At 69.7% G+C, this 12,390-nt stretch carries 13 protein-coding genes; 7 read left to right on the top strand and 6 right to left on the bottom strand.

Going from position 1 to position 12,390, the window contains the following annotated elements; translation table 11 throughout:
- Positions 1–113: 113 nt before the first annotated feature.
- Complete coding sequence (locus WMF34_RS05245) at positions 114–1,049, bottom strand: LysR family transcriptional regulator (RefSeq protein ID WP_437992603.1); 936 nt, start codon at positions 1,047–1,049, stop codon at positions 114–116.
- Positions 1,050–1,157: 108 nt separating this feature from the next.
- On the opposite strand from WMF34_RS05245, the gene WMF34_RS05240 reads away from it, so the two are divergent.
- Both WMF34_RS05240 and WMF34_RS05235 read left to right on the top strand, forming a co-directional pair.
- Entirely contained in the window at positions 1,158–1,889 is a 732-nt protein-coding gene (locus WMF34_RS05240; protein ID WP_437992602.1) for an SDR family NAD(P)-dependent oxidoreductase, read from the top strand.
- Positions 1,879–2,196 (top strand): DUF1330 domain-containing protein, encoded by a 318-nt coding sequence (locus WMF34_RS05235; protein WP_437992601.1) that lies wholly within the window; start codon positions 1,879–1,881, stop codon positions 2,194–2,196. Before WMF34_RS05240 ends, WMF34_RS05235 begins: the two co-directional genes overlap by 11 nt.
- Positions 2,197–2,205: 9 nt before the next feature.
- Here WMF34_RS05235 and WMF34_RS05230 read toward each other — a convergent pair whose 3' ends face one another.
- The gene (locus WMF34_RS05230; RefSeq protein WP_044964057.1) at positions 2,206–2,517 is read right to left on the bottom strand and encodes a hypothetical protein; all 312 of its coding nucleotides are present in this window, start codon (positions 2,515–2,517) and stop codon (positions 2,206–2,208) included.
- A 104-nt stretch (positions 2,518–2,621) separates the two neighbouring features.
- Between WMF34_RS05230 and WMF34_RS05225 the strand changes: the two genes are divergently transcribed.
- On the top strand, positions 2,622–3,368 hold the full coding sequence (locus WMF34_RS05225) for an outer membrane lipoprotein-sorting protein (RefSeq protein WP_437992600.1): 747 nt from the start codon (positions 2,622–2,624) through the stop codon (positions 3,366–3,368).
- A gap of 326 nt (positions 3,369–3,694) precedes the next feature.
- Here WMF34_RS05225 and WMF34_RS05220 read toward each other — a convergent pair whose 3' ends face one another.
- Positions 3,695–5,956 carry an SdrD B-like domain-containing protein gene (locus WMF34_RS05220; RefSeq protein WP_437992599.1) on the bottom strand — a complete coding sequence of 754 codons (2,262 nt, stop codon included), beginning with the start codon at positions 5,954–5,956 and terminating at the stop codon, positions 3,695–3,697.
- Between the two features lie 846 nt (positions 5,957–6,802).
- Here WMF34_RS05220 and WMF34_RS05215 point away from each other — a divergent pair.
- The gene (locus WMF34_RS05215) at positions 6,803–6,952 is read left to right on the top strand and encodes a hypothetical protein (protein ID WP_437992598.1); all 150 of its coding nucleotides are present in this window, start codon (positions 6,803–6,805) and stop codon (positions 6,950–6,952) included.
- 107 nt (positions 6,953–7,059) lie between these two features.
- Positions 7,060–7,518 (top strand): hypothetical protein, encoded by a 459-nt coding sequence (locus WMF34_RS05210; RefSeq protein WP_437992597.1) that lies wholly within the window; start codon positions 7,060–7,062, stop codon positions 7,516–7,518.
- A 1-nt stretch (position 7,519) separates the two neighbouring features.
- Here WMF34_RS05210 and WMF34_RS05205 read toward each other — a convergent pair whose 3' ends face one another.
- Entirely contained in the window at positions 7,520–8,095 is a 576-nt protein-coding gene (locus WMF34_RS05205) for an exonuclease domain-containing protein (RefSeq protein WP_437992596.1), read from the bottom strand.
- Positions 8,096–8,142: 47 nt separating this feature from the next.
- On the opposite strand from WMF34_RS05205, the gene WMF34_RS05200 reads away from it, so the two are divergent.
- Entirely contained in the window at positions 8,143–9,144 is a 1,002-nt protein-coding gene (locus tag WMF34_RS05200; protein WP_012233618.1) for a hypothetical protein, read from the top strand.
- A gap of 370 nt (positions 9,145–9,514) precedes the next feature.
- Positions 9,515–10,186 (top strand): hypothetical protein, encoded by a 672-nt coding sequence (locus WMF34_RS05195; RefSeq protein ID WP_231864694.1) that lies wholly within the window; start codon positions 9,515–9,517, stop codon positions 10,184–10,186.
- A gap of 213 nt (positions 10,187–10,399) precedes the next feature.
- On the opposite strand, the gene WMF34_RS05190 is transcribed toward WMF34_RS05195, so the two are convergent.
- The gene (locus WMF34_RS05190) at positions 10,400–10,897 is read right to left on the bottom strand and encodes a hypothetical protein (protein WP_012233616.1); all 498 of its coding nucleotides are present in this window, start codon (positions 10,895–10,897) and stop codon (positions 10,400–10,402) included.
- Positions 10,898–11,008: 111 nt separating this feature from the next.
- On the bottom strand, positions 11,009–12,190 hold the full coding sequence (locus WMF34_RS05185; RefSeq protein WP_437992595.1) for an FAD-dependent monooxygenase: 1,182 nt from the start codon (positions 12,188–12,190) through the stop codon (positions 11,009–11,011).
- Between the last annotated feature and the right edge of the window lie 200 nt (positions 12,191–12,390).

Below are 12,390 nucleotides of genomic sequence, written 5' to 3'. Positions count from 1 at the left end.
TTGGTATGAGGCGTGACCCGGCAGCAGCGCGCCGGTCGGCCGGCGCTCGCGGGCATGGCGTCGACCCGCCTGGCGAGCGCGCTCCGCCGCCGGAGGTCCGGCCGGCGCGGCCCTCAACCCGTCCTCCGGCGGCGCGGGGCCTTCCCGGCCGCCGCGGGCGCCCCGGCGCCGTGGCCGCAGCGCCCGAGCGCCTCCCAGAGGGCCTGCGCCACGACGCCGTGCGGGCGGTCGCGGCGGCGGATCACGAACAGCTCCATGGTGTCGGCCTCGAACTCGGGGACCTGCAGCGCCACGAGCTCGCCCGCCGCCAGCGCGCCGGCGGCCACGTGCTCGGGCAGCCCGCCCCAGCCCATGCCCGCGAGGATGACCTCCTTCTTCGCCGCGACGTCGGTGACCGTCCAGCGCAGGCCGCCCTCCAGCACGTTCAGGGACGGCGAGGCGCTCGCCCTCGCGCTGTCGCGCAGGATGATCTGCGCGTGCGCCCGCAGCAGCGCGGGCGGGATCGGCGCGCCGCAGGTCGCCAGGGGGTGATCGAAGCGCGCCACCGGGATCACCCGCACATCGCAGAAGCGCGCCGCCTCCACCGCTGAGCCGTCGATCCCGAGCTTCGTGGCAACGGCGAGATCGGCGCGGTCCTCGCGCAGCGCGTCGGCGGTGCCCGCCAGCCGCTCGGTGCCGAGCTCGATGCGCACCAGGGGATGACGCGCCTGGAGCCCCCGGAAGATGTCCATGATGGGGCCGAGCGGCGTCACCGCGTCGACGGCGAGCCGCACGATCGGCTCCACCTTCCCCGAGAGGCGCATGCCGAAGCTGCGCAGCGCCTCGGTGCCCTCGATGACCGCCGCGGCGCGCTCGTGGAACAGGCGGCCTGCGTCGGTGAGCGTGGCGCGGTACTCCCGGCGATCGAACAGCTCGATCCCCAGCTCGCGCTCGAGGTTGCGCACCAGCTTGCTCACGGCCGGCTGGGACTTGTGCAGCCGCGCGGACGCGGCGCTGAACGTGCCCTCGCCCGCGACGGCGAGGAAGGCGACGAGCTGATCGTAGGTCATGGCGGGCCCGCGGGATCAGAACCTGTAGTTATGGTGTTGATAGAAACATACCACTTTCTTGGTTCGAGGGGCGGTCCTAGGTTGTGGGCGCGAAAGGAGCGACACTCCATGTCCACCAGGATCGATCGTGTCATCATCACGGGCGCCAGCAGCGGTATCGGCCTCGACCTCGCCAGGAGCTTCCTTGCCGAGGGATCGAGCGTCGTCATGAACGGCCGCGACCCGGAGAAGCTCGAGCAGGCGCGGCGGAGCCTCGACGGCGGGGCGCGCGTCGTCGCCGTGCCGGGCCACGTGGGGGATCGGGCCACGGCGCGGGCCGTCGCCGGAGCCGCGCGCGAGCGCTTCGGCGGCGTCGACGTGCTGATCAACAACGCCGGGATCTTCGGCGTGAAGCCGTTCCTCGAGAGCACGGAGGAGGACCTGGAGCGGTTCTTCACCACCAACGTGAAGGGAACGTTCCTGATGACGCAGGCGGCGGTGCCGCTGATGATCGAGGGCGGCGGGGGCTCGATCATCAATATCGGCACGGTGCTCGTCCAGCAGGCCATGGCGCGGATGCCGGCCTCGGCCGCCATGGCCAGCAAGGGCGGCGTCCACGCGCTCACCGTCTCGCTGGCCGCCGAGCTCGCCGCCCACAACATCCGCGTGAACACGCTGGCGCCCGGCATCATCCGCACGCCGCTCATCGGCGAAGGCGCCGATTCGCTGGCGTCGATCCACCCGCTGCGGCGCGTCGGCGAGGTGCGGGACACGACGGAAGCGGCGCTGTTCCTGGCCAGGGCCGGCTTCGTGACCGGCACGACGCTCGACGTGGATGGAGGCTACTCCCATGGGCGCTGAGGGCCGGCAGCACGTGCTCCTGGTGGGGCTCCAGGTGACGGACGAGGCGTCCTATGCCCGCTACCGCGCCGGGATGATGCCGATCCTGTTGTCCCATGGCGGCGCGTTCGGCCATGATTTCGTCGTGGCGCGCGTGCTGAAGGGGGATGAGCGGATCAACCGCGTCTTCACCCTGGTGTTCCCCGACCGCGCGGCGCGGGAGCGGTTCTTCGCCGACCCGCAGTACCGCGCCGTGCGCGCCGAGCTCTTCGAGCCGGCGGTCGCGGCGACCTTCATCCTCGGCGAGCTCGAAGCGACGGCGGGGTGAGCTGCCTCCTCAAGGCGTGTAGACGATGTCGCCGTCATCGAAGAAGCCGCCGGGGATCGCGACGCCGACCGCGCCGTAGTAGTTCACGTCGACGGCGTCGACGCCCGCGCCCGGGCTGCCCAGGTCAGAGAAGGTGAAGCGGTTCGCCGCGGCGAACGCGCCGCCCGAGGTCCAGCCGTTCGCCGGCCGTGCTCGTCTTTCATGGAGGCGTCCGCTCCCACCTCCTCCGACGTGTCCGGTGGCGCGGCCACGGCGGCAGGCGCGAAAACAGCAGGATTGACCTTGCGGACGCCATGTTTCTACGATGCCGAGGGCGCCCACACTCTGTTCGATATCGGTGCCACCGCCCCCAGTCTCCACTGCCCTGATCAACGACGGCGGCTCTGCCCCGGCAAGCGGCGGGCCCCCAGCTCTCCGAGGTCCCGATGAGGTTTTCGCGCTTCGTTTCCATCCTCGCCACCACGGTCGCGCTCGGTCTCTCGCACGCCCCCGCGGCGCTGGCTGACGACGCCGCCGACAAGGCCCTGGCAGCGACCGAAGCGGCCATGAACAAGGCCAGGACGCTCTACCTCGAATACGAGGCCAAGACGACGGAGGGCGGCAAACCCGAGAAGACCGTCGGCATCAACGTGTGGATGAAGGGCGAGAAGCGCCTCGCCGAGTTCACCGCTCCCGCGGACCTCAAAGGCACCAAGGTCCTCATCCTCTCTCCTACCGAGATGTACGTCTATCTGCCGTCCTTCGGCAAAGTCCGCCGCATCGCCAGCCACACGAGCGATCAGGGCGCCTTCGGCATGGCCTTCAGCCAGGGAGACCTGGCCACCCAGAAATACGGCAGCTACACGCCGGCCGTCAGCTCCTCCAGCGGCAAGGAGGTCAAGCTCACGCTCACCCCCAGGAGCGGCCAGACGACCTCCTACGCCAAGATCGAGATGACGATCACGAAGGACAAGAACGTCCCCGGCGAGCTCAAGTATTACAACACCGAGGGCAAGCTGGTGAAGACCGAGACCCGCACCGGCTACTCCTGCGACGGCGACGTCTGCACCCCCGGCACCCTCAAGATGGTGGACCACACCAAGAACCTCACCACCACGCTCACGCGCAAGAAGGTGAAGGTGAACGAGGGCATCAACGACGACACCTTCTCCAAGCGCAACCTGGAGAAGTGAGCGACACGGTCGTCGAAGGCCACCATCTCCTCAAGCACTCGACCTCAGGGTCGCCTCCTCGTCGATTGGAGGGCGTCAAGGGTGCAGCGGCACGCCTCGCAGGGCTTGCTGGTCGCGGAGCGATCGCGCGATGAGGCTGCCGATCGCGGACCAGGACGTTCGGTAAGGAGGAGCTCGGGGAGGGAGCGGCGCGGGAGGGGAAGCGGCCGAGGAGGGGGGAGGAGGCCAGCGCAGGTGGCGCTTGAGGCGGTTCGCTCGGGGCGGGCGCTGGCCTTGAGGGAGATCTCGTCGTGCCGGCCGATCACCGGCTATCGGCCGAGCGTCGGTCAGTCACGGTGCGGCGCGCAGAGGAGGCCGTTGTTGTAGTTGTCGAGCTTCGTGGCGAGCGGCTCGCCGGCCGCCCAGGGCGAGTTCTTGCCTCCCTCCTTCACGTTGGTGCCGAGCGGGTACTTCTTCAGCCAGGCGTCGGCCGCGGCGATGGTGTCCTCGATGCAGCTCGACTGGTTGCCGATACCGACGTTGAGCTTGGCGACGATGAGGTGCTTCGCGATGATGTAGGTGACGTCACCCTTGGTGGGGCGGCTGATGATGTCGAGGAGCTGAGACTTCGTATAGGTCTTGCCGCCGATGGTCAGCTGCGAGACCTTCCAGGCGCTCTCGTGGTTCTTCCAGTAGCCGGGGGTGCCGGTGCCGGGGGAGGCGCACTGGCAGGCGCCGCAGTCGGCCGCGCAGCTCGAGCAGTCCTCGGAGCCGGCCTTGCAGACGCCATCGCCGCAGACCGGCGGGCACTCGCCGCAGTCGGCCGCGCAGCTCGAGCAGGTCTCACCGGCCTCGCAGACGCCGCTGCCGCAGACCGGCGGGCAGATGCCGCAGTCGCTCGGGACCTCGAAGCAGTTCTCGCCGGCCTCGCAGACGCCGTTGCCGGGGACCGCGGGGCAAGCACCGCAGTCGCCGGTGCAGGTCGAGCAGTCCTCGCCGTTCTCGCAGACGTTGTTGCCGCAGACCGCGGGGCAGGCGCCGCAGTCGTCCGAGCAGCTGCCGCAGTCCTCGCCGGCCTCGCAGGTGCCGTTGCCGCAGACCGGCGGGCAGGTGCCGCAGTCGTCCGCGCAGGTGCCGCAGCTCTCGCTGCCGTTGCAGGTGCCGTCGCCGCAGGCGGGCGGGCAGACGTCGCAGTCGGCGCTGCAGCTCCCGCAGTCCTCGCCGGCCTCGCAGGTGCCGTTGCCGCACTGGGGCGGGCAGACGCCGCAGTCGACGGCGCAGGTGGAACAGCTCTCGTCGCCGCCGCAGACGCCGTTGCCGCAGGAGAGCTGGTAGCCGAAGTCCGCGTCGAGCAGGTCCTGGGCCCAACCGAGCGAGACAACGCCCACGTTGTCGAGCCCGCCGTCGGGGTCGGCCGTCGGCTCCTGTCCAGCGAGCGGGCCGCTCGCCATGAAGTTGTCGGGCGTGATGACCACCGAGTAGGTGCCCGCCGGGAGCGTGTCGAAGAGGTAGAAGCCGGGCTGGCCGGTGTAGGGGCTCGTGCCGGTGATGGTGAAGTCGATGAGCTGGTTTCCCTGGAACAGCTCGACACGGACGCCGTTGACGCCGAGCTCGCCGGTCTCCGGCTCGTAGAGCCCGTCGGCGTCGCTGTCGAGCCACACCGTGTCGCCGATCGACGAGTACGTCACGTAGCCGAAGTCGGCGTTGGCCACGTTCTCACCCGCGTCGAGGGACACGCCGAGCGGCTCGTCGTCGCTGGTCAGGATATGGCCGAGCGGGAGCGTCGCGTCGTCGACGTCGACGACGTAACAGCCCGCGTCGAGCTCGGTGAAGCGGTAGACGCCGTTCGCGCCGGTCACGGCCGTCTGGAGCAGGGCGCCGTCGGCGACGCCATCGCAGTTCGCGTCGCCGAAGAGGTCGACGACGACGCCGGAGATGCCGAGCTCGGAGGCGTCCTCGATGCCGTCCGCGTTCGCGTCGAACCACACCTTGTCGCCGATCGAGCCCTTCGGGGCCGTGTAACAGACCTCGAGGAGAGGCCGGTAACCCATGTCGGTGTGGGCGCTGCCCTTGTACGACGTCTTGCCGCTGGCGCCCTCCTCGAGGAGGATCCCGTAGCTCGGCGCCGTCCCGCTCACCCACTGCTGCACCATCCCGGTGAGGTCGACCGAGCTCCACCCGGTGACGTTGGGCACGAACGAGGTGAACGCGGCGGGGTCCATGCCGCCGAAGTTGTTCCACGTGACGAGCTCCTCGCTCCAGGGGGCGAGCACCTGGTGGACGTACACGGTCTTCGCGGTGCTCGTGTACGTCAGGGCGTAGAACTTGGCCGACGTGACGAGAGAGCCGGCGGGGATGGGGCTGAGATCGAAGCGGAACAGGGCGCGCTTCTCTCCGACCGAGCTGGAGTACCCGGTGTTGACCTCGAAGGGGGACGGGACATGGTAGCTCGGGGCGAGGCTCCATATCTCCGCGTTGTAGATGTCGCCCAGGACACCCCGCTTGATCACGGTGCACGTGGGCGACGGAGCGGTCGTGTTGGCGAGGCTGGTGGCGGCGATGAACAGCGTGGCGAGCGCGGCAGAAGATGCGATTGCGATCTGCTTCATTGGTAGCTCCTCGAGGTCCTCACGGGTGAACCATTGCTGGAGCGTCATCCGAATAGCAGGCGCCATGACACACGGGTCAGGCGAGGTCGGTTTCGCGGGCTCCGGTCGGAATGAGCCCCCGCGGGTTGATCAGGATCAGATCAAGTACGCGGGTGCTCTGGCTTCGATCAGAGGGCGGATGCGCAAGGTGACAGTGTTCAAGATAGCAACTCGACTACGAAGGTGTCCAGATCTTTTTGAAGACAGATCAGAAAAATACATCGAGTTGCGCGGTGACAATTTTGGGTCGTGCGGTGACGTTTTTGGGCGCCTCGCGTCGTCTCGCGCCGTCTCGCGATCTGTGGGGAGGAACGCAGAGACGAGCGTGGTCTGTCGCATCGATGTCTCATCGAGTTCGATGGCCAGTGCGCAGCTCGCGGTCCGCGGGTCGCGGCGTGCCCCGCGCGGCGCGTGCGGCGGCGGCACGCCGCGACGCTCAGCCGGATCAGCAGCCCTCGCCGCCCCTTCGCGGAGGCCGAGGGACGAACACGATCGGATCAGGTACGCGGGAGTGTCTGACGAGATTTGATGCAGAGTGCGCACGGGACCATTTTTCAAGATAACGAATCTTCGCTTCGCCTGTCTAGACCCTTTTTTGCCGCGTGAGTTCTTCACGTGGCTCTTGGGCTCGCGTGCGGGTGGGTGTCAGGCGCCGGGCGCAGCTCGTCGCGCACCGTTCATCACATGCGGTTCGTCACATGCCGTTCGTCACATGCCGTTCATCGCGCGCCCCCGGCGCGGCGCCGGAGGCCGCCGCCGCTGGTACGCCGCACACCAAAGCCGGCTCACCAAGGCGCCCGACCCAGAATGGTGGGCCCGGCCACGCGCTTCCCGCTGCTCGAGACGCTGAGCGGGACCGCGGCCAAGCGGGTGCTGCTGGCGGCCGCCGATTGGCGCGACGCCCGGGCGGCCATCGAGCGGCCGGAGCGGCTGGAGAGCGACGGGCTCCTGGCGTAGCCGCGTCCGCCGGGTCCGGCGAGCGCCGAATCATGGGCATGGGCTTGACGACCATCCCCCCGGCGGAACGACAATGCGCCACAATGATAACGGTCCGTCCTCCTCCGATGACGGCCGAGCTACTCGAGCGCACGGACGGGTACGTGGTCGCGGTGTGGCGGCGGCTCATGCTGCTGGTCTGGCGGGGCGAGGCCACCGCGGTCGGGATCGATCGCTCGCGAGAGCTCTTCGCTCGCTGGTCGGCGGACCAGCCGGGCGGCGCGGCCTTCGTCGTCGTCCTCCCCCTTCAGCACACCCTGCCGCCGGACGAGGCGAGCCGGGCCGCGATGCGGCGGGCGGCGAGCTCCCCTTCCCGGACCCTCAGGGGCACGGCCACGCTCGTCGAGTCGGAGGGGTTCATCGCCGCCTCGGTCCGCTCCGTCATGATGCTGCTGCAGACGGGGCGGGCGCCGAACGTCTTCCGGACGACCGGCGAGCTCGCGACCTGGGCGGCGACGCTCCTGAACGACCCCGAGCTCACCTCCGCCGGCATCGCGGAGGCGATCCGCGTGGCGCGCGAGGGTTGACTCAGCCCGCGGGCCCTGCCTCGGGGATCGGCACGCGGCCAATTGCGTAAGGCAGGATCCGCGCGATGTTGCGCGCGTCGTCGATCCCGCGGTGGTGTGTCCCGTGGAGCGGGAGTCCGAGCCGCTCGAGCGCGCTCGCCATGCCGTAGCGCTGGGTCACCCCGAGCGCCGCGGAGAAGCGCTTCTTGATGTTCATGTGCCCCTGCAGCGGCAAGGGCACGCCCCAGCGGGCCGCGTCGATCTCGAACTGCTTGCGGTCGTAATCGCCCCACGAGCAGAAGAGCGCCTCCCGCTGGCCGACGAAGCGCCCGAGCGCCGCGATGGCCTCGGGGAACGTGGGCGCGGCGTCGACGTCTGCTTGCGTGATCGTGGTGAGCTTCGTGCAGAACTCCGTGAGCCTCGGCCGGATGACCGGGCGCACGAAGGTGGCGAGCTCGCTCACGGGCTCGAGCGTCGCGCCGTCCACGAGGACCGCGCCGATCTCGATGATCTCCATGATGCGCTCGGGGATGCGGCCCTCCTCGTCGCACGTCGCTTCCAGATCGATCACCAGGAAAAACGCGGGGTCCTTTCCCATGTCCGTGCTCCTCTCTGCTGGACCTTGATAGGATCGGCGCGAAGAAAATGCCCGGACACGAAACCGGACAGGCCGCTCCCGCGGGCTTTTCCTGGGAGGATTACGTCGCCTGGCTCGTCGCGCAGCACGGCTCCTTGACGGCGGTCGCCGAGCGGCTCTCCTCCCTGCGTGGCTACGAGGACGACGTGACCTCGATCGAGCGCGCCCTGCGCCGGCTGCGGACGCGCGGCCAGCGGGACGGCGGGACGTGGGGGGCGCGCGCGCTCGCGGCCTTCGGCTTGCCGGACGCGCTCACGGAGCGCGCCCGCTGGATGGGCGCCTATCACTCGCGGTTCACCGACCTGCCCCTGCCCCTCGCCCAGGACCTCTTGCGTCTCTGGGATCGACCGCCGGTGAACGAGGATCCGACCTCCCACGTCTTCCTCGCCCTCGCCCACGCCACCTGCGCGCTGCGCGGCGACGACCGCGAGGCCGGAAGGACGCACCTCGCCCGCATCCGGCCGCTGCTCGGAAAGGCCCCGCCCGAGGCGCGGGTGGAGGCCCTGCTCACAGAGGCCTTCGTGGCGAGCCGTGATGACGTCGCGCGCGTGCCCGGCCTGCTCGACGAGATCGCGCCGCTCTTCGAGCTGCCGATGCCCGCCAGCGACCGAGCCTGCCTGTTCGCCCGGTGGATCGATCAACGCGCCTTCGAGCGGAACCGCTCCTGGGGCGGCAAGCAGCCGGATCCGGCGGCCGCGGAGGCGCTTTACCGGCGCATCCCGGAGGACGGTCCGGCCTTCGCGCGGTCGCGGCGGGCGAACGGGCTGGCGTATGCGCGGTGGAAGCAGGGTTTCCCCGAGGAAGGCGCCGCGCTCGCGCGCGAGGCGTGCCGGCATGCGGGGGACGGCGGGCACATGCGGATGCGCGCGATGGCGCTGAACATGCTGGCGCGGATCGTGGGCGGCGACGAGGGCGCGGAGGCGAGGCGGCGGGCGATGGCGATCGCGAACGAGCTCGAGGACGAGGTGCTCAGGCTTCGATTCGAGCGGCGAGCGGGGAACAAGGGCTGAGGCGGACCAAGCCGCCTGCGTGACCTTCTTTTCCTTCCGGGAGGCGGGACGCACCCCGGCGAGGGCAGCGTCGGAATCGTGCCAGATGGCCCGCGACGCCCGGACGGCGCGCTCGTGCTCACCGAGAGGCCTTTACGCAGGGCGCGACTTCGCCGATCCTGGTGGAATGAATTTACGTCTTGTTTCAGCTTGGGCTTTTGCTGTCGCGCTTCATGCAACCGGATGTTCGGACGCCGGCACCGATCCTGGCGATTCCGGCGCCGGTGCCGGCGGCGGCGGCGGTAACGGGGGCGCGGGCGCGGGCGGGGAGGACGAGAACGGTCTCGGTGAGATCGCCGGCGTCGGCGGAGGGACCGGGCTCTCGACCGCGGTGAGCGTGATCATCACGGCCGACAATGCGTACGGCTTTGGCTACGGGACCGGCGACGGGCTCCTGAACTATTTCGGAGGCATCGAGAACAACCTCGCCGGGAAGATCTTCTCCTGTCCCATAGGCAACGGGCCGGAGTCGTACACCGTGCCGGCGGCGTCCGCGAACGCCGGGCATTATCTCTACATCATCACGTACGCCGACAAGTCCACGACACAGGGCGTGATAGGCCAGTTCTTCCGCGAGGGGGCCGCTCCCGTCTTCACCGGCGACGGCGCGTGGGAGGTCTGCGCGACGGGCGAGGACTACGACCTCGGCTCGAACGGGCCGACGCTGGAGACCATCAACCAGTATATCGCGCGCTGCAACAGCGGTGATCTCGACCCGCAGACGACCAGCGCCGGCTGGGTGACCACCGAGGCGTCTGCGCACGGCCATGTCGCATTCGGAGAGACGAACGACACGGAGCGCTCGGTCCCGGAGCCCGGCAATGAGTTCTCCATCGTCTGCGACATCGACGAGGAGGCTCGGTGGATGTGGTACGAGTGGGATCCGGACCGCAGCGGCGGCAGCCCCTTCATGTGGCCCGGCAGCAGCGGCGGCGGCAACGTCACCAAGGACTTTTTGATCTTCCGCCTGGGCGCCGAGTTCATCCCCGAGGTCCCGCGCTAGCGCGACAGACGGGTTGCATTTGCCTGAGGATCGCGGAATTTCGAACCGCCAAGACACCAAGAGCGCCAAGAAGAGAATCTTATCTTGGCGTCCTTGGTCAGCTCGCCCGTCGTCCGGAGGCTCGTACTCGAAGGGGTAGAAATGCTGCCCGCCGGTGTTCTCGATGGCCACCTTGCCGCGCAGCCGGGTCAGGTCATCGGTGGGCGCGCCGAGTCAGTCCTCGTCGACTGTCTGGCGCCCCTTGGGGAAGAAGTCCTCGAAGATCGCGATGTCCTCCCGGGCCGCGACGAGCTCCGCAATGCGCTCGCCCTCGGCTTTCGGCAGGTAGGCGAAGCCGACCTCCTGTCCCCACGATCGGGAACAGAATGCATAGAAGCGACCCGGCGCGCCGTCCGCCTCGAGCGCGCGATCCAGCTGCTCGACGAGCGCCGGATGGTCGATCCAGTCGGTATCGCCTTCCAGGCGGAGCTCGATCGCCGCCCGCGCGCCCCGATCGAGCACGATCGTGCGCGTCGCGCCCTCCTCGAAGCGGCGCGCGGTGATCCCGAGCACGCCGCCCGAGATCGCGTCGAGCGCGTCGAGGACCCTGCCGTAATCGCGCACGTCGTCGACGCTCTCTCCGTCGGTCACATGCACCGCCGCGTCGCCCGCCGACGCGCGGACGATCTGCTCGAGGTTCTCGGACTCGCGAAGCTCTTCGTCCTCGTCCATTCGGGCACGATACCAGGAAGCGTGGCACGGCGAACCGAAGTCGCGGGACCGCGCGCTCGGCCTCCACACCGTGCGTCGACGACTCCAGCCGATCGAGACACGGCGAGGAGGTCACGCCGGGTACACGGGGAGCACGAGGTCGCTGGCGGCGCTCGTGACCATCTTCTCGAACCAGCGGGAGAGCGGGCGCGACGTGAGCGCCCGGTACATCGCGTTGCGCAGCGCGAGCTGCACGCGGGTCGGCGGTGCGAAGAACGAGCCGACGCGCTTCGCCCCCTGCTGGCAGCGCCGGGCATATCGACGGATCCGCGCTTCGTAACGCTGGAACGCGGCGCGGTGGTCTCCCTTCGCGACGGCGAGCTCACCCGCGAGCACGTACGCGCAGACCACGGCGAGCCCGGTCCCCTGTCCGCCGAGGGTGCCGCCGTAGCCGGCGTCGCCCAGGAGCACGACGCGACCGCGCGAGGTGCGATCCATGTCGATCCGCCCCACGGCGTCGAAATATAGACTCGGACTCTGCCTCATCGCCTCGAGCAGACGCGGCACCTCCCACCCCATCCCCGCAAAACGCTCGGCCAGGATCGCCTTGTGCTGCGCCACGTCGCGCGGATCGTGGTCGAGCGGCCTGGAGGCGAACATCAGGAGCGCCGTTGCCTCCTCGGGGCGGCGGGCGCTCGCGACGCTGGCGGCCCGCCCCGGCTCGCTGAAGATGAGGCCCTGGTGATCGAGGCCGAGGTGGTTCGGCGCGGCGAATGTCGCCACGTAATGGCCGTGGAAGCGCAGGAACCTCGACTCGTCGCCGAACGCGAGCGCGCGCACGCGGGAGTGCAGTCCGTCGGCGCCCACGACCAGGTCGAAGCGCCGCGGCCGGCCGCGTTCGAACGTGACGTCGACGCCGTCCGGCGTGTCGGTGAGCGAGACGATGCTGTCGCCGAACACGAACTCGGCCGCGTCCTTCGCGGCCTCGTGGAGGATGCGGCTGAGGTCGCCGCGCTCGATCTCCACGTCGCCGCTCGCGAACGCCGCGGGGAGCGTGACGAGGCGCCGGCCGGCCTCGTCCACCATCGCGAGATCCCGCATGTGGGTCTGATGCTGTCGAATCGCGTCGAGCACCCCCATCTCGCCGAGGACGCGCAGGTGCGTCGGCCCGCGGAAGTCCACGGCGTTGCCTCCTGCCCGCAGGGCGGGGGCGCGCTCGACCACGGTGGGGGTGAACCCGCGACGCGAGAGCCAGTAAGCGAGCGCGGGGCCTGCGATGCCTGCGCCGGAGACGAGAACGGTGCCGTTCGACATGGGGACCTCGGGGGGAAGGTTGCGTACGACGTACGCATCCGAGCGCGTACGACGTACGCACGAGCATGGCGACGACGGCGGCGCCCGGCACCCCACGAACGGCGCCATGGGCTAATATTCTAGGCTAGAACAGCCGCGGTCGCGCGCCGCGCCCCGGCAGCATCGCGCGCGCTTTCAACCGACCATCTGTGCTAGTACAG

It is taken from the genome of Sorangium sp. So ce145, from assembly GCF_051525985.1.
Classification (GTDB): Bacteria; Myxococcota_A; Polyangia; order Polyangiales; family Polyangiaceae; genus Sorangium; species Sorangium cellulosum_B.
Note: the sequence above shows the minus strand (reverse complement) of the source record. Positions and strands in the feature narration are given on the sequence as shown.

Bases quoted from the DNA above. Each gene is read 5' to 3' on its own strand.
- WMF34_RS05245 (WP_437992603.1), bottom strand. From the start codon at position 1,049: ATGACCTACGATCAGCTCGTCGCCTTCCTCGCCGTCGCGGGCGAGGGC.
- WMF34_RS05240 (WP_437992602.1), top strand. From the start codon at position 1,158: ATGTCCACCAGGATCGATCGTGTCATCATCACGGGCGCCAGCAGCGGT.
- WMF34_RS05235 (WP_437992601.1), top strand. From the start codon at position 1,879: ATGGGCGCTGAGGGCCGGCAGCACGTGCTCCTGGTGGGGCTCCAGGTG.
- WMF34_RS05225 (WP_437992600.1), top strand. From the start codon at position 2,622: ATGAGGTTTTCGCGCTTCGTTTCCATCCTCGCCACCACGGTCGCGCTC.
- WMF34_RS05220 (WP_437992599.1), bottom strand. From the start codon at position 5,956: ATGAAGCAGATCGCAATCGCATCTTCTGCCGCGCTCGCCACGCTGTTC.
- WMF34_RS05215 (WP_437992598.1), top strand. From the start codon at position 6,803: ATGGTGGGCCCGGCCACGCGCTTCCCGCTGCTCGAGACGCTGAGCGGG.
- WMF34_RS05210 (WP_437992597.1), top strand. From the start codon at position 7,060: ATGACGGCCGAGCTACTCGAGCGCACGGACGGGTACGTGGTCGCGGTG.
- WMF34_RS05205 (WP_437992596.1), bottom strand. From the start codon at position 8,095: ATGGGAAAGGACCCCGCGTTTTTCCTGGTGATCGATCTGGAAGCGACG.
- WMF34_RS05200 (WP_012233618.1), top strand. From the start codon at position 8,143: ATGCCCGGACACGAAACCGGACAGGCCGCTCCCGCGGGCTTTTCCTGG.
- WMF34_RS05190 (WP_012233616.1), bottom strand. From the start codon at position 10,897: ATGGACGAGGACGAAGAGCTTCGCGAGTCCGAGAACCTCGAGCAGATC.
- WMF34_RS05185 (WP_437992595.1), bottom strand. From the start codon at position 12,190: ATGTCGAACGGCACCGTTCTCGTCTCCGGCGCAGGCATCGCAGGCCCC.